The sequence below is a fragment of the Qipengyuania xiapuensis genome (assembly GCF_019711395.1).
Classification (GTDB): Bacteria; Pseudomonadota; Alphaproteobacteria; order Sphingomonadales; family Sphingomonadaceae; genus Qipengyuania; species Qipengyuania xiapuensis.
Genome location: NZ_JAIGNL010000001.1, coordinates 281,792 through 307,136, shown reverse-complemented (window position 1 = coordinate 307,136; position 25,345 = coordinate 281,792). Strand labels below are relative to the sequence as shown.

The window sequence follows — 25,345 nt, the reverse complement described above, 5'->3', positions numbered from 1 at the left end:
GCCCTCTCAGCGGTTGCCGACGCGCTCGGTTCCGGTCTTGCACAGGGAGAGCGCAAGGCAGTCTGCGCACTCGGGCGCGGCAGGGCGACACCAGGTCTGGCCCAGTTTCTTCATCAGCAAGTGGTGCTCGTCGAAATCGCCGCCGTTCCATTCCTCGGGCATGACCGGCATGATCGCCTCGAAAGCGCGGTCGGTATTCGCCTTGGGCGGGACCAGTCCCATGCGCTGGAGGATCCGTGTGTGATGACCGTCGAGCACGATCGCCCGGCGATCCAGGGTGGAGGCGTTCATGACGCCCGCCGCGATCTTGCGCCCGATACCGGGTAGCTGCTCGAGCCAACGCATCGCCGGCAAAGTCTCCATGCCGGCAAGGTGGGAGAGGTCGACCGACCCGCGCAACTCGACCAGCGCGCTCAAGCTGCCTTTCAGTCTCTCGGCGGCGATGTTGGGATAGGTTTGTGTGGCCAGTTCAGCCTGCAATTCGTCGAGCGGCGCCTCGGCTACGGCCTCCCACGAACCGTAGCGCTTCAACAGTCGGTCGGTTGCCGCGTTCGACACTTCGGACTTTGTCCTCGCGCCGATCACACCCTGCACCAGCACCCACTCGGGCCGCCGCCATTCGGCAGCCGCACGCTCGATCCTGCCGAAGCGCTGGACGAGCAGGTCCTGCAACCGGCGCAGGGTCTCGGTGCGGGGGTCGGGGCCGAGGGGCAGTTCCATCGCGCGCCTCTAGAGGCTCCGTGCGGACCGGGGGGTGGAGAATTCGCGGCTCGGCTGCACCCGCGCCCTCAGGTCTTGCGACCGATCACGAAATATTGCGCCGTGAAGTGCCGCTGGAAAAGCTTCAGGGTCAGCAAGTTGACCAGCCGCTCCGCCTTCTTCCAGATGCGGCTGCGGACCAGTTCGATGCTGAGGCCCGACGAGCCTACGAGGTCCACCGCGCCTTCCCGCGAGAACCAGCGCAGGTGGGTGCGATCTTTGATACCCTTGTCCGCATATCGGAACTGACCGGCGAAAACGAGCGGCACCGTCACGCTCCAGTGCGACAGGTTGGGCAGGCTGACCACGAGGGCGCCACCCTTCGAAAGGTGCTTGTCGATAATGGCGACAACGCCCCAGGGATCGACCAGGTGTTCCAGCACGTCGAGGCACAGGACAGTATCGAACGGGCCCGCGTTGCCCAGCAGCTCGTCGAGCGCATCGAGATCGTTGAGGTCGACCGCATGGGATGCATCCACGGCGGGAAGGGCTTGGTCGGCTACCTGGTCGAGCAGGACGATGTGGCTGGCCGAACCGCAATCTTTCAGGGCGACGCTGGTCGCCCCGATACCGCCGCCGATATCGAGCACGCGGCCAGCTTCCTGCGGCACGAACGGCAGCACGTCCTTGCGAACGAGATCGTGGTATTCGCTGACTACGTCCATTTTCACGTTTGCTTCCCGGCAACTGGAGACATCATTTTCACGAAAAGAGCCGATTGATCAACACGATCGGCCTGACCACCCGATCTACTCCCACTCGATCGTGCCCGGAGGCTTCGACGTATAGTCGTAGACCACGCGGTTGATGCCCTGGACCTCGTTGACGATGCGTGTGGCGACACCGGTGAGGAAGCTGGCATCAAAGGGATAGACATCGGCGGTCATGCCGTCGGTGCTGGTCACAGCGCGTAGGCCGCAGACGCTGTCATAGGTGCGCCCGTCGCCCATCACGCCGACGGTCTTGACCGGCAACAGCACGGCAAAAGCCTGCCAGATCGCATCGTAGAGACCCGCATTGCGGATTTCCTCGAGATAGATCGCGTCGGCCTTGCGCAGGATGTCGCAGCGTTCCTTGGTGACCTCGCCCGGAATGCGGATCGCGAGACCGGGGCCGGGGAAGGGGTGGCGACCAACGAACATGTCGGGGAGGCCGAGCTCGCGGCCCAGTTCGCGGACCTCGTCCTTGAACAGCTCGCGCAGCGGCTCGACGAGCTTCATGTTCATGCGCTCGGGCAGGCCGCCGACATTGTGATGGCTCTTGATCGTGACCGAAGGCCCGCCGGTGAAGCTGACGCTTTCGATCACGTCAGGATAAAGCGTCCCTTGGGCGAGGAAGTCCGCGCCGCCCACGGCTCTCGCCTCGGCTTCGAACACGTCGATGAAGGTCTTGCCGATGAACTTGCGCTTGGCCTCGGGGTCGGTGACGCCGGCAAGGCCATCCATGAACATGTCCTCGGCGTCCACCACCACTAGCGGAATGTTGTAGTGGTCGCGGAACATGGTCTCGACCTGCTCGCGCTCGTTGAGGCGCAACAGGCCGTGGTCGACGAAGACGCAAGTCAGCTGTTCGCCGATCGCCTCGTGGATGAGGATCGCGGCGACCGAGCTGTCGACGCCGCCCGACAGGCCGCAGATGACCTTGCCGTCACCCACCTGCTCGCGGATTTCGCGGACCTTGGTCTCGCGATAGGCGGCCATGGTCCAGTCGCCCTTGAGGCCGCAGACGTGGCGCACGAAGTTGGCGATCAGCTTGCCGCCATCAGGCGTGTGGACGACTTCGGGGTGGAACTGCGTCCCGTAGAATTTGCGATCCTCGTCGGCGATAACCGCGAAGGGCGCGCCGTCGGAGATCGCGACGATCTCGAAGCCGGGGGCGAACTTGGTGACCTTGTCGCCGTGGCTCATCCAGACCTGGTGGCGCTCGCCCTCTTTCCAGAGGCCGTCGAACAGCGCGCAGTCCTTGGTGACGGTCAGGAAGGCGCGGCCGAATTCGCCGCCTTCGCCGGTTTCATGACCGGGGCGGACCTCGCCGCCGAGCTGGTGGCTCATGACCTGCTGGCCATAGCAGATGCCGAGGATCGGGATGCCCGCCTCGTAGAGAATTTCGGGAGCGCGCGGCGAGCCTTCCTCGGGGACGCCTGCAGGAGAACCCGACAGGATGATGCCCTTGGGCTTCAGGCGGTGGAACGCCTCCTCCGCCTGGCTGAAGGGTGCGATTTCGGAATAGACCCCCGCCTCGCGCACGCGGCGAGCGATGAGCTGGGTGACCTGGCTGCCGAAGTCGACGATGAGGATGGAATCGGGAAGGTGCGCGTCGTCCATTCGCGCGCGTTAAGGTGGTGCGAGCCGAAGGGCAAGAAGCGCAGGGCCAATTGCGCCCCGAAACGAGGCTGGAATGCGGGTTTCGGGCCGTCAGCGGGCGCTTCCGGCCGATTCCAGCGCGAGGAGACGCGTGCTGCCACGGTTCGTGATCTTGGGATCGGCAATGAGCCAAGCCGGATTGCCGGAGCCATCAACGTCGATGCCGACTTTCAGCGCGAGGCAATAGGTATAGTCGCCAGCGTCGGAATTCTTGTCGCTCACGCGAAGTTCGTCCGGCGCATCGAATGTCACCGTAAACTGGCCGCCCGGCTGCGGCACGTTGGCCTTGTTGGGCTTTGCGTTGCCGGGAAGTACCCAGAAGTTGTCTTCCGCAATCAGCGAAAACGCGGCGGGATATAGGACCCCGTCGATGGCGACGAAGGGGGATTTCCAGCGATATACGATGTCCACATCGTCGGAGATATCGAGCGCATTGAGATTGAGCGAGCCGTCCTCTGTCATCAGGACCGGACCCGAGGGAGAGACCTGCTGGAAGATGAAGTCGCCGGTGTAATATTCCTTACCTTGGCCGCTCTGCCACTTCAGATTGAATCCCATCACGTTCACTTTGATTGTGGTCGTCATTCTTGCCTCCTGTGTCGGGCGTTCAGATTGCGATCCGCTTGTCGATCAGTGCGCTGATTCCCTTTTCTGCGAGTTTCTGTCGGAGTTGCCGGGCGAGGTCGCCCTGCCCCAGCCTTTCGGCCGCCACTGCACGAAGCGCGGTCATGTTGACGTCGAGACCCGCCTTCTCGTCTTCGAGAGCGATCGCGCGGGCGTAGGCGGCAGCCGCCGCCGCCCGGTCGCCCATCCGCTGGAGAGCGGACGCCTCGATGAGGTGTGCGGCAACCAGCGGCCATGTCGTGGGAGCATCGCCTTCGCCGAGCCGGTCGATCCAGCGCCGCGCGAGCCGCAAGTGCTCTGCCGGCGGCGCATCGGCTTGATCGGTCAGCCCGCGACTGAGTTCCAGCGTGGCGGGCCTTTCGACGTTCCAGTTCACATTCTTCGCATCGCGGTCCTGCAGATCGGCAAGCAAGGTCTGTGCACGGTCGAAATCGGCCGATGCCTCGGCGTCGCGCCCCGCAGTCCAGTTGAGCATCGCGCGCGTAACGAGCGCGGAAATGGCCATCTCGATGGTCCAGGTATTTTCCGAATCCTGCGCAAGGAGGTTCTCGGCAGTGGCCGCCGCATTGTCCAGCGCCCGGCGGGCCTGCGCCTGCTTGCCGGTTGCAGCCATCAGCCAACCGAGTTGCTGGCGGGCGAATACCAGCGGACGTAGCGCGTCCGAGTTGCGCGGAGCCTTCTTCAAGGCTTCCTCGTAAAGGGCGATCTCCTGTTCGAGCGTTCGCTGCGCTTCGGAGAAATCGCCGAGACTGTTCTGCGTGCTGGCGACCCAGGAAATGCCCTCGCCCCATTCGATCAGGCGGGCTGCCGGCCGACCCTCGGCCACCGCGACGCGCTCGACGGTTTCCACGCTGCGCTCGAACAAGGGGAGCGCGGCCTCGTAATCCCCGCCGTCGAATGCCAACGTGCCGAGGTTCGAGAGCGCGTAACTCTCCTCCATCTGCCAGTCGAGGTTCGATCGGTCCATCTCGGCCAGCCGGGTGGAAATGCGCGCATAGCCTTCGAGCGATTCACGCGCGGCATCCGTATCGCCGCGCTGCCATGCGATGTAGCCGACCCAGTAGAGGCTCTGCCCATGGGCGAAGAGCGCGTCGGTATCGTCCGGATTGCGCTCGATCAGCTCCTGGGTCGTCCGCGCCGCCTGCCGGAAAGCGGGGAGGGCCTTGTCGTTGTCGCCGCGAAGGTTGTGCATTTCCGCGACCAACTGGACGGCGCGGGCGCGGCGTGCGAGCTCTTCAGCGCTGAGATCTTCGAGGTCCTGCGAGGCGTAGTAATCCATCGCCCGTTCGCCGACGCTGTCGAGCAGGTCCAGCCGCCCCACGGGCTCCAGCTCTTCGCGCAGGTCGGTCAGCATGTATTCGATAAGGCCGTTGGCCTCGGCGCGCTCGGCGCGGGCGGTGTCGCGCTGCTGGAGGGCGTAGAGCGCCATCGCGATGGCGACGACCATGCCGATGAAGGAGGCCGCGGCGATAAGGGCCATGCGCCGATTTCGCTGACGCGCCTGGCGATCGACCAGCTCGTCGAGCCCGACCCCGATCAGCCCGGCGACCAGCTTTTGCACGCCCAGCTTGCGCCCGTCGACTTCGGGCCGGAGGTCCGCCGCGATCGGCTCCGCCAGCTCTTCGGTCGGCGTTCCGTCCTCATAATGCACCAGCAGCGGCGGGGGCATGTTGTAGGGCGGATCGCCATCGACGACTGCCGGGAATACCCGGGCATCACCGTTGACGCGTTTGAAGAGGTCGATCTCCTTCGCGATCCAGGGTGATATGGCCGAATGCGGCGAGCACAGTACGATCAGAGCGTCACTGTTCCTGATCGCTTCCTCCAGCGCTGCCCCGAGATCCTCCGAGGCCGGAAGTTCCTCGCGATCCTTGAACACCGGACGCAATCCGTCCTCGAGACCGGGCGCATCGATTCCCTCGGGCACGCGGAAATTTTCCAGCTGCCCGTGCAACCAGTTCGCAACCCGCTTGTCGCGGTGCGAATAGCTGATGAATGCCTTGTAGCGTCTCGTGGCCAAGCGGCTCCTCCGGATGCGACCCCGGATTCGACTCGGCAACCCACTGTTATGCCGACAGGATGTAAGATAATTGCAGGGCGTGCAACGGTGCACGCAACCGCACACACAGGGCGAGCGACCGGCGACACTTGCGCAAAACGCAACTATAGTCGAAGTTTTCTCACTTTCGTTCAAACGGCTGCAATATTATTACAAGCCTCACAGACGACGCCGAGATGTCCCTCCCAATCTTCTCCGCGTCGCAACGAGATGGCGGCAGTCCCTTCCCCAAGATACTGCCGTCGCCTTCCTCCGGGCCAGCGGGCCAGCCGGAACGGCACTGCGACCTCCTAGCGCAGGGCACCGCTCCCCCGGAGGCGATATGGCAGCGAGTAGAGACGCGGCCGCCCACACACTCCTCTCCCCTCCCCCCAATGTGTCGGCGCCGCGTCTCGAATCGCGGCGACTCACATCAAGCTGGCAGGCCGCGGCGCTCGGCTTCCTCGCGCAGGTCGGTCTTGAGCAGCTTGCCGATATGGCTGCGCGGCATCTCTTCGATGGAATGCAATTGTGCCAGCCGCTGGGTCTTGCCCAGCCGCGCATTGACGGCCTCGCGGATTGCCTCCGGATCGCGCGCACTCTCTTCCAGCCGCACGAACCCCACCGGCGTCTCGCCCCATTGGCGCGAGGGCACGCCGATCACGGCCGCTTCGATCACGTCGCCTTCCTCGAGCAATGCATTCTCGAGGTCGACCGGGAAGATATTGAACCCGCCCGAGATGATCATGTCCTTGGCCCGCCCGACAAGTTCGACGAAGCCTTCCGCATCGACACGCCCGATATCGCCCATGCGCTGCCAGACTTCGCCCGTTTCGGGGTCGGTCCAGTAACCCTCGCGCGTTTTCTCGGGCTGGTTCTTGTAGCCCATCATCATCGTCTGGCTGCGCCCGATCAGATTGCCCGGCGTGCCCGGCGCAACCGCATTGTCGTCGTCGTCGAGCACCTTGAGCTCGCTGCCCGGCGCGGGGCGGCCGACAGTGTGCAGCTTGTCGGGAAACTTGTGCGCTTCGAGCAGGCAGACGACGCCGCCCTCGGTCATAGAATAAATCTCGATCAGCGCGCCCGGCATTCGCGCCAGCACTTCCCGTTTGAGTTCAGCCGGGAAGGGCGCGGAAGTGCAGTATTTCAACGTAAGCGATGAGAGGTCGAACTCGTCGAAGCGCGGCTCGTCCATCAGGCGCTGATACTGGACCGGCACGAGCATCGTGATCGTCGTACGATCGGACTGTGCATGCTCAAGCCACCGCAGCCGATCGAACTTGCCCATCACGCGCACCGTACCCCCGGCCAGGAGGGCCGGCAGAAAGGCGACCATCGTCGTGTTGGAATAGAGCGGTGTCGAGGCGAGACTGCGGACCTCGAGCCCCGCCTCGTGCCAGCTGGCCGCCGTCGCGGCGAACTGCCGCCAGCGCATCTGGTGCGAGTGGACGATGCCCTTTGGCGTTCCGGTCGTGCCCGAAGAATAGATGATGTTGAACGGATCGGAGGGCTGATGCTCGACCGCAGGGGCTGCGGTGCCTGCGGGCGCCATCCAGCCATCCAGTTCCTCGTCGAGCACGATCCTGGTCATGCCGGGGAAACAGTCGTCACCCAGCTCGCTCAGCTTCGCGCGGTCGATAAAGATGTGCTTCGCGCCCGAATCCCTTGCCATGCCCGCCAGCTGGTCGGCGCTGGCACTGGTGGTGAGCGGCGCAGCGACACCGCCCGCGCGAACCGCGGCCAGGAATACCAGCGCATAGGCAACGCTCGAATAACCGAGGATAGCTACCGACTGCCCGTGCCCGAGCCCGCCTTCGAGCAGGCGCGCAGCGATCCGCTCGACCCTGTCGCCGAGCTGCGTCCAGCTTATGTCGGCGGTGTCGTCGCGCAGCGCAGGCTGGTCGCCCAAGGCTTGCGCATTCGCCGCGATGATCGAGCTGAAACTGCCGAAAGGCGCGGTAAGGTCGTGATTCTCTCCCATGCCTTCACCGTACGCAGACCGCGCGCGCTGTCTAGCTGCCCGAAAGCGACCCGAGAGAAAATGCGAGAATTGCACCCAGCGCCGTGGCCACTCCGGCAAGATGGCGATCTTCCTGATAGGCCTTGGGGAAGACCTCGGTCGCAAGGCTGGCGATGACGGCCCCGGCCGCGAAACAGCGGATGATGGCGAGCGTACCTTCGCCGACGCCGTTCAGCAGCATATTGCCCGCGATGGCCGCTACCGAAAGCAGAGCAGCCGTGAGGATCCAGAGCATCATGATCTTGCCTTTGGATCGACCCTTATCGGCCATCGCCCGCGCGCCGCCAGCGGCTTCGGGAAGGTTGGACAAGAGGATCGAGCCGGCCAGTGCCGCAACCTCCAGACTCCCCGAGCCGATCAGCGCGACTCCCAGCGCGAGGTTTTCGGGAATGCCGTCGAGCGTGATCGCCGCAAGCAAACCGCCTCCCGAATCGTCGCCCCATTTCTCGTCGATCAGATAGTCGCAGATTGCGAAGACCAAGGCGCCCGCAGCAACACCCAGCATGGCATGGAAGATGGTGCTCTTTTCGATCGATGGCTCGATCAATTCGCTCGTCACCGAGAGCAGGAGCGCGCCGCCTGCCAATGCGACGAGGAAACCTTCGAGCCTTTCGGGGAGCTTGCCGTAGATGCCCCATGCAGCGCCGACGACCAACGCGCCCGACACCACCAGCACCACGGCAAGCAGCATCAGCATTCGATCACGTTGACCGCCAGCCCGCCCTGGCTGGTTTCCTTGTACTTGCTGCTCATGTCGAGTCCGGTCTGGCGCATGGTCTCGATCACCTGGTCGAGGCTGACCGTGCTTTCCGCACCCGTACGGTGCAGCGCGAGGCGTGCGGCATTCACCGCTTTCACCGCACCGATGGCGTTGCGCTCGATACATGGCACCTGCACCAGCCCGCCAACCGGATCGCAGGTCAGGCCGAGATTGTGCTCCATCCCGATTTCCGCGGCGCTGGCGACCTGTGCAGGCGTGGCGCCCCACAGTGCGGCCAGCCCTCCGGCTGCCATCGAGCAGGCGACGCCGACCTCGCCCTGACAGCCCATCTCGGCGCCCGAAATGCTTGCCCGCTGCTTGTAGAGAAGCCCGATCGCACCGGCGGTAAGGAGGAAAGTCCGGCGGCTGTCGCGGCACGGCTCCTCGCCCTCGGTGACGCAGTAGAAACGGATCACGGCGGGGATGATGCCCGCCGCACCATTGGTCGGCGCGGTGACGACACGGCCGCCCGCGGCATTCTCCTCGTTCACCGCCATGGCGTAGCAGTTGAGCCAGTCGAAAAGCTGCTCGCGCTCGTTCGACAGCGGGTTGGCGGAGAGCTTGTCCCACATATCCGGAGCCCGGCGCTGGACCTTGAGTCCGCCGGGCAGGATGCCGCGCTGGGTCAGGCCGCGCTCGATGCACTGGTCCATTGCCCGCGCCACCCGGTCGATCCCTTCGAGCGTCTTGTCGCGCGGCCGGAAGGCATCCTCGTTGGCGAGCACCAGTTCGGCAATAGACTTGCCGGTTGCCTCGCAGCTGGCGAGCAGCTCTGCCGCCGAACCGAAATCGAAGGGCGCCAGCGTGCCCGTGTTGATCCGGTCGTCCTTGGGCTGGCGCTTCAGCTGCGCAGCCGAGGCGACGAAACCGCCGCCGGTCGAATAATAGGTCCGCTCGGCAAGCTTTCCGCCGGCATCATCGAATGCGGCCAGCTTCATGCCGTTCGGGTGAAGCTCGGGAATGATGTGTCCCGCAAGGTCGATATCCGCCTCCGGCTCGAAGGCGATCTCGTGCTTGCCGCCAAGCTTCAGGCGCTTTTCCTCGCGCAGCTTCGCGAGCGCTGCCGCGGCCTCGTCCGGACAGGTCGTGTCAGGCGCAAAGCCCATGAGGCCGAGCATCGTCGCATCGAGCGTGCCGTGCCCGACGCCGGTAAGCGCCAGCGAACCCTGCAGTTCGACCGCGAGACGGGCAGTGTTTTCAAGCTTCCCGGCCTTCGCCAGCGAACGCACGAAGGTCCGCGCGATGCGCATCGGCCCGACCGTATGCGAGGAGGAAGGACCGATCCCGATCCGGAAGATGTCGAGCACCGAGAGCATGGCCAGCCCCATGGCATATCTGGTTGCAATTGTAATCGGAAATCCGCGTTGATTCGCGGGCGATGCCGCCTAAGGTCGGCATGGGGAGATTGCCATGAAACGACTTACGACACTGGTACTGGCATGCCTTGCGACGAGCGCTTCGGCGCAGGAGGCACCGCCGGAGCAGCCGCGCAAGGTGCTCGCGATATTCGCCCATCCCGATGACGAGGTCTTCGTGGCTCCGGCCCTCGCTAATGCGGCACGGCAAGGCGACGAGATTACGCTCGTGCTGGCGACGAGCGGTGACATGGGCCCGGGCGTATCCGAGTTCGAGCCGGGAGAACAGCTGGCAGAGGCGCGACGCGAGGAAGCCCGCTGCTCGGCAAGAGCGCTCGACCTCACCGGCACGACCTTCCTCGACTATGGCGACGGGACACTGGGCGAGACACCGCGCGCCGGAGACAGCCCGGCACGCCGGTTGACCGCCGATCTCGCCACGATCATCGGTGAGGCGCAGCCGGACCTCATCGTCACTTGGGGGCCGGATGGCGGCTATGGTCATGGCGACCACCGGATGGTGCACGCGCTCGTCACACAGGTGGTCCAGGCGATGGACCAAGGTCGCCCGTCACTGGTCTATCCCGGCATCCGAAAGGGCACCTTGCCGCCAATCCCGCAGATGCAGAGCTGGGCGGAAACCGATCCTGCGCTCCTGCCGATCCGGCACCAATATGACGAAGCCGATCTGGTCGCTGCACGGGCCGCGATAGGCTGCCACGCGACGCAATTCGACGAGGCTTCGCGGGCGCAGATCGCAGACCTTTTCCACGCGACGATCTGGCAAGGCGCGGTGCATTTTCGCGAAGCGTTTCCCGCCTCGCCACGGGCAGTGGAAAAATAGCCTCCAAACCGGCCTGAAAGCTTGGGAATTACCCCTCCAGAGCCTATATGATGGTCATGGACGAGAACACCCCAGAACAGGGCGCAGAAGCGCCGAAGAAGAACGGTTACGGCGCAGACTCGATCAAGGTCCTCAAGGGCCTCGACGCGGTCCGCAAACGCCCCGGCATGTATATCGGCGATACCGACGACGGATCGGGCCTCCACCACATGGTGTTCGAGGTGTCGGACAACGCCATCGACGAAGCGCTGGCAGGTCACTGCGACCTCGTGCTGATCGAACTCAATTCCGACGGCTCGGTGAGCGTGGAAGACAATGGCCGCGGTATTCCCGTGGACATGCACAAGGAAGAAGGCGTCTCGGCGGCAGAGGTCATCATGACCCAGCTGCACGCGGGCGGTAAGTTTGAGAACACTTCGGACGACAACGCCTACAAGGTGTCGGGCGGCCTCCACGGCGTGGGCGTCTCGGTCGTCAACGCGCTGTCCGAATGGCTCGAGCTCACCATCTGGCGCGACGGCAAGGAGCACTGGATGCGCTTCGAACACGGCGATGCCGTGGAATCCTTGCGCGTCGTTGGCGATGCCCCGCCGGTCGCCTCGAACGGCGACGAGAACGGCCTCAAGAAGGGCACCCGCGTCACCTTCATGGCCTCGGACGAGACCTTCAAGAACGTGACCGAGTTCGATTTCGACCGGCTCGAGCACCGCTACCGCGAGCTCGCCTTCCTCAATTCGGGCGTGCGAATCCTCCTGCGCGACAACCGTCCGGAAGAGCCGCTCGAGCACGACCTATATTACGAAGGCGGCATCGCGGCCTTCGTGAAATATCTCGACCGCAACAAGCAGGCGCTGGTTTCCGACCCGATCGCCGTGTCGGCCGAGAAGGACGGCATCGGCATCGACGTCGCCCTCGAATGGAACGACAGCTATTACGAGAACGTCCTCACCTTCACCAACAACATCCCCCAGCGCGACGGCGGCACGCACCTTGCGGCCTTCCGCGCCGCGCTGACGCGTACGCTCAATAACTACGCGACCAATTCGGGGCTGATGAAGAAAGAGAAAGTGTCGCTTTCGGGTGAGGACATGCGCGAGGGCCTCACCGCCATCGTCTCGGTCAAGCTGCCCGACCCCAAGTTCTCCTCGCAGACCAAGGACAAGCTGGTCAGTTCCGAAGTCCGCCAGCCGCTCGAAAGCCTGATGGGCGAGAAGATGGGCGAATGGCTCGAAGAGAACCCCAACGAAGCCAAGGCGATCATCCAGAAGATCATCGACGCTGCCGCCGCCCGCGAAGCCGCACGCCGCGCCCGCGAGATGAGCCGCAAGGGCGCGATGAGCATCGCCTCGCTGCCGGGCAAGCTCTCCGACTGCCGCGAACGCGACGCCTCGAAGGCCGAACTCTTCCTGGTCGAGGGCGATTCGGCAGGCGGCTCGGCGAAGAACGGGCGCGACAGCCAGTACCAGGCGATCCTTCCGCTGAAGGGCAAGATCCTCAACGTCGAGCGCGCGCGTTTCGACCGGATCATCTCTTCCAAGGAAGTCGGTACACTGATCCAGGCGATGGGCACGGGCCTGCGTGACGAGTTCGACCTCGAAAAACTGCGCTACCACAAGGTCGTGATCATGACCGACGCCGACGTCGACGGTGCGCATATCCGCACGCTGCTGCTGACCTTCTTCCACCGCCAGATGCCCGAGATCGTCAAGGCCGGGCACCTCTACATCGCGCAGCCGCCGCTCTATAAGGTCACGCGCGGCAAGTCTGAGGTCTACCTCAAGGACCAGGCCGCCTTCGATCGTTACCTGATCGATGCCGGACTGCAGGGGCGCATACTCGAAACCGCAGGCGGAGCGCGCGCATCGGGCGAGCTCGAGGCGCTGGTCCAGCACGCGCTGAGCGTGCGCAACCACATGAATTACGTGCCGCGCAAGTATAACGCCGAGATCATCGAGGCGATGGCGCTTGCAGGCGCGCTGAACCCGGCAGGCGGCGACCGTTCCGCCGCGCTCACCAAGGCTGCAGCGCAGCTGCAGATGGGCGACCCGGAAGCCAAGTGGTCCGCCGAAATGGGCGAAGAAGGTCATGTCCGCTTCCACCGTGTCTGGCGCGGCGTCACCGACGTCTACGAGATCGAGGCGCGCTTCCTCGAAAGCGCGGAGGCGCGCAAGCTCCACCGCGTCGCGCAGGAGAACGCCGAGGTCTATGCCTCGCCCGTCCGCCTCATCAAGGGCACCGAGGACGATGCAGAGGACCAGGTCGACGCAGCCGATGTCGAGGAGGCGGACGATACGCCTGTCGTCGGTGACGATGCGATCATCCTGCCCACCCAGCTGGTCGACGCGGTGATGGCCGCAGGCCGCAAGGGGCTGAAGGTCAGCCGCTTCAAGGGCCTCGGTGAAATGGATGCAGAACAGCTGTGGGAGACCACGCTCGATCCGGAAAACCGCGCCCTCTTGCAGGTCAAGGTCGAGGACGCAGACGTGACCGACGAGATCTTCACCCGCCTGATGGGCGATGTCGTCGAACCGCGCCGCGAGTTCATCCAGGAGAACGCACTCAACGTCGCGAATCTCGACGTGTGATAGCGCTCTAAGGGGAGGGGCGACATGGAACATCTCGGCAAGACCCGCATCGAACAGGGCGGCTTCCTGCTGTTCCTCGCGCTCGTCAGCCTCGCCGCGCTGGTGGTGGTGCTGCCCTTCCTCAACCCGCTGCTGTGGGCGACGCTGGCGGCGATCATGTTCCAGCCGCTGTTCCGCTGGTTCCAGGCCAAGCGCCCAGGCAAGGACACGCAGGCCGCGCTCCTCACCCTGCTCGTAATTTTCATCGCGGTGATCATCCCGGCGCTGTGGATCGGCAGCGCCGTGGTGAGCGAGGCGGCCCGTCTCGTGGTCGCCTTCCAGCAGGGCCAGATCAATATCGGCGACTGGTTCGAGCAGGTCTTCGGCCTCCTGCCCGCCAGCATGCAGGCCAGCCTGACCGAGAGCGGACTGGGCGATTTCCCTGCCCTCCTCGAGCGTGCGCAGGCCTTCCTGCAGGCCAGTCTCGGACTGATCGCGCAGCAGGCTATCGCCATCGGCGGAAGCGTTTTCGGTTTCGTACTGGCCTTCGCGATCGGCCTCTACGTCAGCTTCTTCCTCATCCGCGACGGACGCAATATCGGCGAGACCGTGCTTCATGCCCTCCCGATGGAACGCGGCGTTGCCGACCGGTTGGCCGAACGCTTCATCGGTATCGTGCGTGCGACGATCAAGGGCTCGGTTGTCGTCGGCCTCGTGCAAGGCGCGCTCGGCGCGATCACCTTCTGGATCGTCGGCATTCCCTCGGTCCTCCTGCTCGGCGTGATCATGGCGATCGCCTCGCTGCTACCCGCCATCGGTCCGGCGATCGTATGGGGGCCTGCCGCGCTTTACCTGCTCGCGACGGGAGCCATCTGGGAAGGCGTCGTGGTGCTGATATCGGGCGTTGCGGTGATCGGCATGGCCGACAATATCCTGCGCCCCATCCTCGTCGGGCGCGACACCGGCATTCCCGACTGGCTGATCCTGATCACGACGCTCGGCGGCATCGCGCTGATGGGCCTCTCGGGCATTGTGGTCGGGCCGCTGGTTGCAGGCCTATTCATCGCGGGCTGGAGCATCCTCGCCGAGCAGCGCGACGAGGTCGAAGCCTAGTCGATAACGCTGGCGCCAAGCTGCGGATTGAGCCCGGTAATGTGGTTGAGCCACTTCTTCGGGCGCCGCAGCATGTTTTCGGGATAGGCCACCTCAAGGCCGACGATCCTGGCGATCTCGCCGACGAAGTGAATGCAGTTGCGCGTCTTCAGGTCATAGAACTTGCCCGGCGCGTTGCGCCATTCCTCAACCATGGCGCGGACCTCGTGATAGGTCTCGTCCGAGATCGTGATCGTGAAGTGGCGGTTGGTCTTGGTCAGCCACTTCTCCTTCTCGACCAGGATCATGTGCCGGCCGGGCCCATTGAGCAGGTGGAGGCCGGTGTTCTTGGCGGAAAAGCCGAAGTTTTCCTTGATGGCGGTGCCATCCTCCAGCGTACCGACCATCGAGACGAAGGTATGCGGATAGCGCCCTGCCAACACCGATCCGTTGAACGAGTGGAAGGTGATGTCGACAGCGGCGGCAGCCAGCGAGGACCAGCCGAGCGCAACGAGCAGGACGAGACTGCGGAGGATGCGAACCATGGCGCGGACTTAATCGAAGCCCGCCGTGTTTCGCAACCTCCCGCGTCTCGGTTCAGCTTGCCAGCAGGGTCGCGTTGCCGCCCGCAGCAGTCGTATCGATGCAGACCACGCGCTCGGTCGCAAAGCGCGCGACATAGTGCGGGCCGCCCGCCTTGGGGCCGGTGCCCGACAATCCCTCGCCGCCGAACGGCTGGCTTTCGACCACCGCGCCGATCTGGTTGCGGTTGACGTAGAAATTGCCGACCTTCGCCCGCGCCTCGATAAAGGCGCGCATGTCGTCGTTGCGGCTGTGGAGGCCGAGCGTGAGACCGTAACCGGTGGCGTTGATCTCCTCGATCACGCGGTCGATCTCCGAGGCGCGATAGCGGACCACGTGCAGCACTGGACCGAAGTTCTCGCGCTTCAGGTCGAGGATGCTGTCGAGCTCGATGATCGTGGGCGCAACGTAACAGCCCTTCGACGAACCGCGGTGCAGCTTGCGCCGCCAGACCTGCGAACCGCCGGTCTTGCGGCGTGCGACGTGCCGTTCGAGCGCGGCCTTGGCGTCGGGATCGATGACAGGGCCGACATCGGTCGAAAGGTCTTCCGGATCGCCGATGGTGAGCGCTTCGAAAGCGCCGCGGATCATCGCGAGCATCTCGTCATAGACATCGTCCTGGATATGCAGGACGCGCAGCGCCGAGCAGCGCTGGCCCGCGCTCTGGAATGCGGAAGCCACGACATCGCGCGTGACCTGCTCGGGCAGCGCGGTCGAATCGACGATCATCGCGTTCTGTCCGCCGGTCTCCGCAATGAAGGTCGCGATCGGGCCGTCGCGGCCGGCAAGGCTGCGGTTGATCGCCTGTGCGGTCTGGGTCGATCCGGTGAAGGCCACGCCTGCGATGCGCGGATCGGAGGTGATCATCTCGCCCACGTCGCCCGCGCCCGGCAGGAGCTGGAAAGCTTCCTCGGGAATGCCTGCCTCGTGGCAGAGCTCGACTGCGAGCGCTGCGATCAGCGGCGTCTGCTCGGCCGGCTTGGCGACGACCGTGTTGCCCGCGGCAAGCGCGGCGGCCGGCGGGCCGATGAAGATGGCGAGCGGGAAGTTCCACGGGCTGATGCAGGCGAACACGCCGCGGCCGGCAAGGTTCAGCCGGTTCTCTTCGCCGGTCGGCCCGGGCAGCGGGATCGGCCCGGTGAACTGGCGGCGCGCTTCGCTGGCGTAATAGCGCAGGAAGTCGACCGCCTCGCGCAGTTCCAGCACCGCGTCGGTCAGTGTCTTGCCCGCTTCGCGCTGGCAGAGCGAAAGGAACTCGTCGGTGTGCTCCTCGAACAGGTCGGCTGCCGCCTCGAGCAGCAGCGCGCGCTTTTCGCCGCCGAGCGCATTCCAGCCGGGCTGGATGGCTTCTGCGCGGGCAATCGCCTCCTCGACTTCGAAATCGAGGCTGTCGCGGCGCGTGCCCACCTGCGCGGTGAGGTCATGCGGCTTGTTGATCGGAGCGACTTCACCTTCGCCCGAAGACACGAATGTCGGTTCCGCGCGCCACTGCTTGCCCTCGAGCTTTTCGAGACGCTCCATCAGCGGCTCGCGCACGAGCGGGTCGGACAGGTCGATGCCCGCCGAATTGCGGCGGCTGCCGAAGATGTCGGTCGGCAGCGGGATCGCCGGATTGCGATAGGGCTCGAGCGCCTGCATGTCGGCGACGGGGCAGGTCACGAGATCCGATACGGGGACTTCGGCATCGGCCATCCGGTTGACGAAGCTGGAGTTCGCCCCGTTTTCCAGGAGGCGGCGCACGAGATAGGCGAGCAAGTCCTTGTGCGTGCCGGTCGGCGCATAGATGCGCACGTTGGTGCGGCGGTTGCCTTCGACCTGCGCGAGCGCGCCGTAGACATCCTCGCCCATGCCGTGGAGGCGCTGGAACTCGAAGGGCTTCGAACTCGCCAGCGCCTTGATCGCGCCGATCGTATAGGCGTTGTGCGTGGCGAAGGCCGGGTAGATCACGTCATCCGCAGCGAAGAGCTTCTCTGCACATGCGAGGTAGCTGACATCCGTGCCGAGCTTGCGGGTGAAGACCGGATAGTCCTCGAAACCGCCGACCTGGCTGAGCTTGATCTCGGTGTCCCAATAGGCACCCTTGACCAGCCGGACGAAGAAACGGCGATCGTATTTGCGGGCAAGGCGGGCAATCCATTCGCACATCGGCACACCGCGCTTCTGGTAGGCCTGGATGGCGAGGCCGAAGCCTTCCCACTGGCTGCCGTCTTCGCGGGTGAAGAGCGTATCGTCCCGTGCGAGCGCCTCGATGATGTCCATCGAGAGTTCCAGCCGGTCGGCCTCTTCCGCATCGATGGTGAAGTGGATGTTCGCATCGCGCGCCTTGGCGGCAAGGTCGCGCAAGACCGGCAGCAGGTCGGCCACTGCCTTGTCCGTATGCAGGAAGGTGTATTTCGGATGCAGCGCGGAGAGCTTCACCGAGATGCCCGGGCTGGTCGAAACCTTACCCGAAGCCTCGCGGGCCAGACGGTCGATGGCGCGCTCGTAAGCCTGGCGATACCTCTCGGCATCCTCGTAGGTCATCGCGCCTTCGCCGAGCATGTCGAAGCTGTGCGTGAGGCCCCTGGAGCGTTCGGGTGCGGCGCGCTTGAGGCTCTCGTTGATCGTGCGACCGTAGACGAACTGGCCGCCGAGGATACGCATCGCCTGCAGCGTCGCCTTGCGGATCACGGGTTCGCCGAGGCGGTTGACTGCACGCTTCAGGGTCTTGCCCATGCCCCTTTGCGCATCTTCCGGGCGCTCGAGGACCTCGCCGGTCAGCATCAGCGAGAAAGTCGCCGCATTGACGAAGGTCGAGGAGCTTTCGCCCATATGCTCGGCCCAGTCGATGTCGCCGATCTTGTCGCGAATGAGCGCATCGGCGGTCGGCGCATCGGGCACGCGCAGCAATGCCTCGGCGAGGCACATCAGCGCGACGCCCTCTTCGGTGGCGAGGCCGTACTGGTGGAGGAAAGCGTCGATACCCGATGCCTTGCGGCGGCGCGCGCCTTCGATCAGCTGTGCTGCCAGCCCGGCGGCCTCTTCATGTTTCGCAGCGGCGTTCGCGGCCTGTGCGATGCGCTCGGCGACACAGGCATTCTCCTCGGCCCTGTATGCTTCGCGCAGGGACTGGCGGGAAATGGGGGTAAGGCGAACAGGATCGTGCAGGGCCATGCGACTCCAGGGCAGCTTGAATGGTTATGCCCGCCACTTGGACCCGATGAAGGGCGCTTTCAAGCTTTGTGAACGGGCGCCGCCGCTACGGCGTGGCTGCCTCGCGGCGAGCGTCGAACCACGCCCCTACTGCAAGGATCGCATCCTGCGGTAAATGCAGGGCAAGTTTGCTCCTGCGCCACAGCACATCCTCTGCACTGCGCGCATATTCATGGGTGGCGAGATAGGTCAGTTCGGCCTCGTAGAGGTCGCCCCCGAGATATTCGCCCAGCCCCTCCAGCGAGCTTGCCTCGCCCACCACCATGTCGAGCCGCGTGCCGTAGGCGCGGGCGAGCCGCAGCAGCATTTCCGGCGGGATCCAGGGGTGGCGCTCGCTCGCCTCCCACAGGAAGTGCGCGAAATCGCCATCCTTCATGTCGCCGCCGGGCAGCGGCGCATCGGCGGTCCAGCCGTCACCCGGCACGTCGATGTGGCCGGCCAGCTTCTCGAGCGCATGCTCGGCGAGCTTGCGATAGGTCGTGATCTTGCCGCCATAGACCGACAGGATCGGCGCGCCGCCCTCTGCCTCGACCTCGAACACGTAGTCGCGCGTCACGGTGGAATTGCTCGCCGCCTTGTCCTCGTAGAGCGGGCGCACGCCTGCATAGGTCGAGACGATGTCCTCTTCGGTCACCCCGCTCCTGAAATAGCGCGTGACCGCCTCGCGCAGATACGCGCGCTCCTCCGCGCTGATCTCCACGCGGTCGAGATCGCCCTCGTAGAGCATGTCGGTAGTCCCGATCAGCGTAAAGTCGCGCTCGTAGGGGATCGCGAAGACGATACGCTTGTCGGGCTGCTGGAAGATGTAGGCGTGGTCGCCCGGATAGGCGCGCGGCACGATGATGTGGCTGCCCTTGACCAGCCGCAGGTGCGCGGGCGTGCCGCTGCCGAGCGCGGTCCTGGCGACCGTATCGACCCAGGGTCCTGCCGCATTGACCACGCAGGCGGCCTCGACCGTCTTCTTGCCCCCGTCGCCCTCGAGCGTCGCTGTCCAGCTGTCCGCATGGCGTTCGAGGGCGGTGCATTCGGTCCGCGTGAGAACCGTGGCCCCGCGGGCTTCGGCATCCATCGCCGTCAGCACGACGAGGCGCGAATCCTCGACCCAGCAATCGGCATATTCGAAGCCGGACTTGAGGCTGTCCTGCAGGATCGCCTGGTGCGGCGCCTTGCGCAGGTCGAGCCGGTGCGAACCGGGGAGCGTCTTCTTCCCGCCGAGCCGATCGTAGATCGCGAGACCCAGCTGCAGCATCCACTTGGGACGCATGCCCTTCACATGCGGGAGGACGAAGCGCAGCGGCCAGATGATGTGCGGCGCGTTGGCAAGCAGGACTTCGCGCTCGCGCAGGCTCTCGCCGACCAGCCGGAATTCGAACTGCTCGAGATATCGCAGCCCGCCGTGCACCAGCTTGGTACTGGCCGAAGAGGTGTGCGAGGCGAGGTCGTCCTTCTCGACCAGCAGCACTTTCATGCCGCGACCGGCGGCATCGCGCGCGATCCCCGCGCCGTTGATACCGCCGCCGATGACGAGAAGGTCGTAGGCCTCGCTCATTGAGCGCGGAACAGGCGTCCGGCGACCGCGTCGAGCTTGGCCATCAATTCGCGGTCGTGCTTGTCAGGCGCGGTGAGCACCGCATCGTCGAGCGCGCGGTCGATCGGCGATGGCGTGCGCTTCTTGGGCAGGCCCTTGCAGAAGGCCTCGACCGTCTTCACCGCAATCGCCGAATTCTTGTTCATCTGCTCGATGATCACGCCGACATCGACCGCGTCTTCGCTGTCGCGCCAGCTGTCCCAGTCGGTGACCATGGCGAGCAGCGCGTAGGGCAGCTCGGCCTCGCGGGCGAGCTTGGCCTCGGGCATGCCGGTCATGCCGATCACTTCCGCGCCCCAGTGCCGGTAGAGCTTGCTTTCGGCGCGGGTGGAGAATTGCGGGCCTTCCATGGCGAGGTAGGTTGCGCCTTCGGTCACGTCTGCACCGGCCTTCTCGGCGGCCTTGGCGGCATACTTCGACAGACGCGAGCAGACCGGATCACCCATCGAGACATGCGCGACGAAACCGCTGTCGAAGAAGGTCGAGGGGCGGCCCTTCGTGTTGTCGATGAACTGGTCGACTGCGACGAAGCGGCCCGGCGCCAGTTCCTCGGACAACGAACCCACCGCGCTGATCGCGAGGATGTCGGTGCAGCCTGCCCGCTTCAGGGCATCGAGATTGGCGCGCGCATCGACCTTGGAAGGAATATGGACATGCCCGCGCCCGTGCCGCGGCAGGAAGCGCACGCGCACATGGCCGATCGTTCCGCACAGGATCTTGTCCGAAGGCTGGCCCCAGGGCGAGGAAACCTCGATCCACTGGCGGTCCTCCAGCGCGTCCATCGCATAGAGGCCCGAGCCCCCGATGATGCCGATGGTCCACTCGCTCATGTATTCTGCCCCCTGATTGCCCCGATAATTGCCCAAGCACGGGGCATGTCACCGGAGGGTTGGCGCTTTGGGTTAACGGTCTGGCAGGGGTGAAGAAAGCCAAGGCACAAGTAAAGCATGCACTTAATCGGCATGCGCAAACCTATTCATGCTGCAATGCAGCGTGCCAGCTTGACTCGCCCGGCACTTTGCCGCGCAATCATCGTAGATAAGTGGAACCATGGGAGAACCGGACCGTGCCGGAATTGCAGCCGCTAACATTTGCCACGCTCACGCATCGCCTGCGCGAGCTGCATCAACGCACCCAGGAAACGCCGCTGTTCAACCCGGTATTCCAGCTGGCCCATGACCTGTCGCGCGAACTGGAATCAGGCGAGATCTCGCTCGGCGACATCGCCTCGCTGATTGGCGAACTCGAAACACGCTCGCTCGAGACGCGGGCCGACCGGCTGTGCACACTCGTCAAACCGCAGGACGCGGCACGGCGGATGGAGGAATTCTGCAAGGCTTCGGATGGTTTCGAAGCATTCCGCGACCATTGGTCGCATCCCCAGCTGCACGTCGTCTTCACTGCCCATCCGACTTTCCTGCTGACGCCGGACCAGTCCGATGCGGTGGCCGAGGCTGCCGGTGGTGGCGATCCGGTTTCCGCAGCGCCGAACGCCGAACGGCCCGAAATCACCCTCCAGTACGAGCACACCCGCGCGATGCGGGCGATTGCCCATGCGCAGGATGCGCGCGACGAGATCAATCGCAGCGTCCTGTCCTGCGCGGCAGCGCACTGGCCCGACCAGTGGCGCAGCTTAGATCCCCTGCCGTTCCGTTTCGCCAGCTGGGTGGGCTACGACATGGACGGGCGTACCGACATCAAGTGGTACACCTCGATCGCCTTCCGCCTCTCCGAGAAGGCCCAGCGGCTCGAACGCTATGCCGCGCAACTGGAGGAGATCGACGCAGGCCACGCGCTGGTCGCAACGCTGCGCGCCGCACACGCTCGCGCAGCTTCGAGCGCCGAGGAATTCGCAGGCGACCTGTCAGACCATGCGGACCTGTCGGCGGCGGCCAATCGGCTGACGGCTGAAGGCGAGGACAAGCTGCTGAGCCTTGCGCCGCTGGTCTCGCAGCTCGAAGAAGAGGCGCTGTCGGCCGATGCCGAACGCGCGATTGCCCTGAAGACGCTGGCAGCCGCAATGCGTGCCGACGGCCTCGGCATGGGGCACATCCATTTCCGCGTGAACGCCAAGCAGCTTCACAACGCGATCCGCTCGCGCATCGAGGGCGGCGCCGATCTCGACCTCGGCAGCAAGGGCGCGGTCGGCGCGCTGCGCGAGCTGGTTTCGAACGCGCAGCCGCTCTCGGCAAACTTCGCCTCGCTGGCAGTCGAAAGCTCGACCGCGGTGCGCCAGTTCCTCGCCATGGCGCAGATACTCAAGCACGTAGATGCCGATGCGCCGATCCGCATGCTGGTGGCCGAATGCGAACAGCCCGCGACGGTCCTTTCCGCGCTCTATTTCGCCAAGCTCTTCGGCATCGACGAGAAGGTCGATGTCTCGCCGCTGTTCGAGACCGAGACCGCACTTGAACATGGCGGGCGCTTCCTCGATTCGCTGCTCAAGGAGCAGGCCTATCGCGACTACGCGCGGAAGCGCGGCCGCGTGGCGATCCAGACAGGCTTTTCCGATGCCGGCCGCTTCGTCGGCCAGATCCCGGCGAGCCTCGCGATCGAGCGCCTGCAAGGGCGGCTCGCCAATGCCATGGTGGCCAACGACATGACCGATGTCGCCGCGCTGGTGTTCAACACGCATGGCGAGGGCATGGGCCGCGGCGCTCACCCCAACAGCTTCAAGGACAGGCTCGAATGGCCGATGAGCCCCTGGGCGCGCCGTCGCTTCGCGCGTGCCGGCATCCAGCTTGAGCCGGAAGCGAGTTTCCAGGGCGGCGATGGCTACATGTTCTTTGCAACGCCGAAGCTGGCGCTGGCGACGCTATCGACCATCGCCGAGCTCGCGCCCGCCGACACCGATCCGGATGTCCCGACCGATCCCTTCTACCGGCGCACCGACCTCAGCCTCGATTTCTACCGTGCGATCAAGGACCACCAGCAGTCGCACCTCGAAAGCCGGACCTACAGCCGCGCGGTGACCGCTTTCGGCCTCGGCCTGCTTAACTCGACCGGCAGCCGCGTCTCGCGCCGCCAGTCGGACCTCTCGGCTGACCGCGACATGAGCCTTCGCCAGATCCGCGCGATTCCGCACAATGCGATCCTGCAGCAGCTCGGCTACCCGGTGAACATCATCGCCGGCGTGGGCAGCGCGGCGCAGAGCAATTACGAGGACATCGCGGAGCTCTTGCGCGAAAGCCCCCGGGGGCGGCAGATCATGCGCCTCGTGCGCGCATCCAACGCGCTCGCCAGCATCAAGACGGTCGCCGCCTATGGCGAGCTGTTCAATTCGGCCTACTGGGCGAGCCGCCCCTATCGCGGAACCGAGGAGCACCTCGCAAAGGCCTGCGAGACGCTGGCCGAATACCTCATCCAGGACGATCGCAACGGCGTCTTCCGCCGCCTTGCCTCGCGCCTGCGCGTCGATGCCCTGAAGCTGCACCGGCTATTCGATCTCGTGCCCGACGAAGAACCGCATCCTGAGCGCGAACAGGCGCGCCGCACCATCGGCGTGCTGCAATCGCTGAGGCTGGCGCTGTTCCAGCACATGTTCCTGAAAGCCGTCTCGGTCCCGGCCTTCAGCCGCGCCAACGACATCAGCCGGCGCGACGTGCTCGAGATGGTGTTCACGCTGCGCGTCGACGAGGCGCTCGCCCAGATGCGCCGCGCCTTCCCGGCGAGCATTCCGGCCACACAGGACTTCGCGATGGAGGAGACCGCGCAATACCCGCGGGCAGGCAGCGAGGGCTACGACGCGATCCGGCGCGACTACATCGACCCGATCGAGGAATCCTACTCGCTCACGCTGCGCATCTCGACCGCGATCGCCAACCAGTTCGGCGCACACGGTTAGGCAGCAGCGTCAGTCCTCGCCAAGGCCCCATTGTTCGAGTGCGGGCGAGACGAATACCTCGGCATTTTCTTCGAGCAAGGCTTCGCGGGTGGCGCGGTAGCGGTCGACCGCAAGGCCATACTGCTCCCTGATCGCCTTCGCGCCGAGCTGCGCATCCTTGCCCCAGTGCATGGTGAAGGGGATGTCCGCCTTCTTCAAAAGGTGCTGCAGATGCTCGGCTGCCATCGGCGCATCGGTGCCGAGAATGAAGTTTTTCGGTAGCCCGTCGATATTGATGATCGCATTGTCCTCGAACTTGAGGAATCCCATCGTCGCCGGGCTCTTCTTCGCGAAGCGGACGGTATAGACGAAGTCCTTGCTGAACTGGCGGATGTTGCCCTCGCCCTCGGCCATGTCCATCGCGATCTTCATCACCTCGCCCAGCCGTTCGCGCGGGACGGCTAGCGCGGCATTGTAGACGTCGACGCGAATGTTCATCAGCCGGTGCGGTTGCCATTCGGCGGTCAGCTGGGCGAGCGTGCGCGGCGTGTCGCGCTCGTCGCAGGCGTTGTCCTTGAAGTCGTCGAAAATCTGCCTGGGCACATCGATGAGATCGCGGATACGGCCTTCGATGTCTTCCGCCGGGAGGGGGTTCGCGTCGATGTCCTCGTGCTTGGTGACGCCGATCAGGCCCTTGGCGCCCTTCTCACTGATCGCTTCGAGCGTGGTGCGGTTGACCTGCCCGCCGAGATTGTCGGGTTTCGTCGCAGCGGCATATTCAGTCCAGATGGTCTCGCAGACCTCGTGGCCGAGCCCGTCGAAGGGATCGAAGGTCAGTTCGTAGTAATGCGGGTCCCGGCCATCGGTGATGTCGCCCACCGCCTCGGCGAAACGGCCCTGCTCGACCAGCTCGAACCAGTTGTCGGGCAGGACGCGGGCGCGCTTGACGAGGCCGCAGTAGAACTCGTCCACCGCCTCGATCAGATAGGCCGAGACGAAGCCCATGCCGCCCAGATGGACCAGCGCATCGGCAAACATCGCGCTGTCGCCGACCGAGGCGAACTCCTCGATCCAGTCGTCGCGCAGGACCGGGTGGTCGGGCGAGCCGAGCCAGACGTCACGGTTCTTGCCGCGCGAGAGCACCATGCCGCGGATATGCGTTTCGCAGCCGGTCTCCTTGAGCGTCGAGCCATGCGAGCCGGTGCCAACGATGCCAGCCAGCGACTGTCCCTTGTGCGATCCGGCAGTGCGCAGCGACAAATCGCGCCCGCTCCGCCCCAGCCAGTCCATCAACTGGTAAATCTTGGTGCCGCCGGTGACCATCGCGTAGCGGTGGCGACCCTCCACGCCTTCGCGGAAGGCTTCATCGGGAATCTCCCAGATCCCGTGGTCATTGTCCGTCGTCACGAGGGTGGAGAAATTGTAGTAGAGATCGCTCTGCGACCAGCCCGATCCGGTGATGCACAATTCGCGGTCGCGATCGGCCTCGGACCTGATGAATTCGCGCAGGATGCGACCCCTTCCGGCCAGCTCGTGGGCGACGTCGTCGCCGGCATCTTCTTGCAGCTCGTACTTGCGGCGGTGGATCTTCGCGATCGAGCGATGCTCGTTGATCCAAGGTCCGCCGAATTTCTTCTCGATCTGCGTCATATGCTTCCCCCCCGGTCGCGAACCCTGCCGCGCTGCAAAAGCGACGAATGTCGGCAGTAACCAATACCGCCTTCCTTCGCGCAGGCTATTG

Annotated in this window: 17 protein-coding genes; 4 read left to right on the top strand and 13 right to left on the bottom strand. The window is 64.9% G+C overall.

From position 1 onward, the window contains the following. Window positions 1-6 precede the first annotated feature (6 nt). From K3163_RS01540 to K3163_RS01505, 8 genes are all read right to left on the bottom strand, one after another. On the bottom strand, window positions 7-720 hold the full coding sequence (locus K3163_RS01540; RefSeq protein WP_221551316.1) for an endonuclease III domain-containing protein: 714 nt from the start codon (window positions 718-720) through the stop codon (window positions 7-9). Between the two features lie 68 nt (window positions 721-788). Beyond that, entirely contained in the window at window positions 789-1,424 is a 636-nt protein-coding gene (locus K3163_RS01535) for a class I SAM-dependent methyltransferase (protein WP_221551314.1), read from the bottom strand. An 84-nt stretch (window positions 1,425-1,508) separates the two neighbouring features. Further along, window positions 1,509-3,083: a glutamine-hydrolyzing GMP synthase gene (gene guaA, locus K3163_RS01530; protein ID WP_221551312.1), complete on the bottom strand. Its 1,575-nt coding sequence runs from the start codon at window positions 3,081-3,083 to the stop codon at window positions 1,509-1,511. A 90-nt stretch (window positions 3,084-3,173) separates the two neighbouring features. After that, complete coding sequence (locus K3163_RS01525; protein ID WP_221551310.1) at window positions 3,174-3,707, bottom strand: hypothetical protein; 534 nt, start codon at window positions 3,705-3,707, stop codon at window positions 3,174-3,176. A 22-nt stretch (window positions 3,708-3,729) separates the two neighbouring features. Then, complete coding sequence (locus K3163_RS01520; protein WP_221551302.1) at window positions 3,730-5,766, bottom strand: toll/interleukin-1 receptor domain-containing protein; 2,037 nt, start codon at window positions 5,764-5,766, stop codon at window positions 3,730-3,732. A 451-nt stretch (window positions 5,767-6,217) separates the two neighbouring features. Continuing rightward, window positions 6,218-7,765, bottom strand: coding sequence for a class I adenylate-forming enzyme family protein (locus K3163_RS01515; protein WP_221551301.1), 1,548 nt, complete (start codon window positions 7,763-7,765; stop codon window positions 6,218-6,220). A 31-nt stretch (window positions 7,766-7,796) separates the two neighbouring features. Beyond that, the gene (locus tag K3163_RS01510) at window positions 7,797-8,501 is read right to left on the bottom strand and encodes a ZIP family metal transporter (RefSeq protein ID WP_221551298.1); all 705 of its coding nucleotides are present in this window, start codon (window positions 8,499-8,501) and stop codon (window positions 7,797-7,799) included. After that, complete coding sequence (locus tag K3163_RS01505; protein ID WP_221553936.1) at window positions 8,495-9,880, bottom strand: L-serine ammonia-lyase; 1,386 nt, start codon at window positions 9,878-9,880, stop codon at window positions 8,495-8,497. Before K3163_RS01505 ends, K3163_RS01510 begins: the two co-directional genes overlap by 7 nt. Window positions 9,881-9,974: 94 nt before the next feature. Between K3163_RS01505 and K3163_RS01500 the strand changes: the two genes are divergently transcribed. Genes K3163_RS01500 through K3163_RS01490 form a run of 3 tightly spaced genes read left to right on the top strand, consistent with a single transcriptional unit; the run spans window position 9,975 to window position 14,440 of the window. Next, complete coding sequence (locus K3163_RS01500; protein WP_221551296.1) at window positions 9,975-10,763, top strand: PIG-L deacetylase family protein; 789 nt, start codon at window positions 9,975-9,977, stop codon at window positions 10,761-10,763. Between the two features lie 56 nt (window positions 10,764-10,819). Continuing rightward, window positions 10,820-13,348: a DNA topoisomerase (ATP-hydrolyzing) subunit B gene (gyrB, locus tag K3163_RS01495; RefSeq protein WP_221551294.1), complete on the top strand. Its 2,529-nt coding sequence runs from the start codon at window positions 10,820-10,822 to the stop codon at window positions 13,346-13,348. A 24-nt stretch (window positions 13,349-13,372) separates the two neighbouring features. Next, entirely contained in the window at window positions 13,373-14,440 is a 1,068-nt protein-coding gene (locus K3163_RS01490) for an AI-2E family transporter (protein WP_221427124.1), read from the top strand. On the opposite strand, the gene K3163_RS01485 is transcribed toward K3163_RS01490, so the two are convergent. From K3163_RS01485 to mtnP, 4 genes are all read right to left on the bottom strand, one after another. Further along, window positions 14,437-14,964 carry a C97 family peptidase gene (locus K3163_RS01485; protein WP_221427125.1) on the bottom strand — a complete coding sequence of 176 codons (528 nt, stop codon included), beginning with the start codon at window positions 14,962-14,964 and terminating at the stop codon, window positions 14,437-14,439. The two genes, K3163_RS01490 and K3163_RS01485, sit on opposite strands and share 4 nt — an antisense overlap. A gap of 52 nt (window positions 14,965-15,016) precedes the next feature. Beyond that, the gene (putA, locus tag K3163_RS01480) at window positions 15,017-18,154 is read right to left on the bottom strand and encodes a bifunctional proline dehydrogenase/L-glutamate gamma-semialdehyde dehydrogenase PutA (protein WP_221551293.1); all 3,138 of its coding nucleotides are present in this window, start codon (window positions 18,152-18,154) and stop codon (window positions 15,017-15,019) included. Between the two features lie 85 nt (window positions 18,155-18,239). Then, the gene (gene glpD / locus K3163_RS01475; protein WP_221551291.1) at window positions 18,240-19,742 is read right to left on the bottom strand and encodes a glycerol-3-phosphate dehydrogenase; all 1,503 of its coding nucleotides are present in this window, start codon (window positions 19,740-19,742) and stop codon (window positions 18,240-18,242) included. Then, window positions 19,739-20,611, bottom strand: coding sequence for an S-methyl-5'-thioadenosine phosphorylase (gene mtnP / locus K3163_RS01470; protein ID WP_221551290.1), 873 nt, complete (start codon window positions 20,609-20,611; stop codon window positions 19,739-19,741). The genes glpD and mtnP overlap by 4 nt, the downstream gene beginning before the upstream one ends. Window positions 20,612-20,847: 236 nt before the next feature. On the opposite strand from mtnP, the gene K3163_RS01465 reads away from it, so the two are divergent. Next, window positions 20,848-23,625 carry a phosphoenolpyruvate carboxylase gene (locus K3163_RS01465; RefSeq protein WP_221551288.1) on the top strand — a complete coding sequence of 926 codons (2,778 nt, stop codon included), beginning with the start codon at window positions 20,848-20,850 and terminating at the stop codon, window positions 23,623-23,625. A gap of 9 nt (window positions 23,626-23,634) precedes the next feature. Here the strand turns inward: K3163_RS01465 and K3163_RS01460 are convergent, their stop codons facing one another. Next, window positions 23,635-25,254 carry an FAD-binding oxidoreductase gene (locus K3163_RS01460; RefSeq protein WP_221551286.1) on the bottom strand — a complete coding sequence of 540 codons (1,620 nt, stop codon included), beginning with the start codon at window positions 25,252-25,254 and terminating at the stop codon, window positions 23,635-23,637. Window positions 25,255-25,345 lie beyond the last annotated feature (91 nt).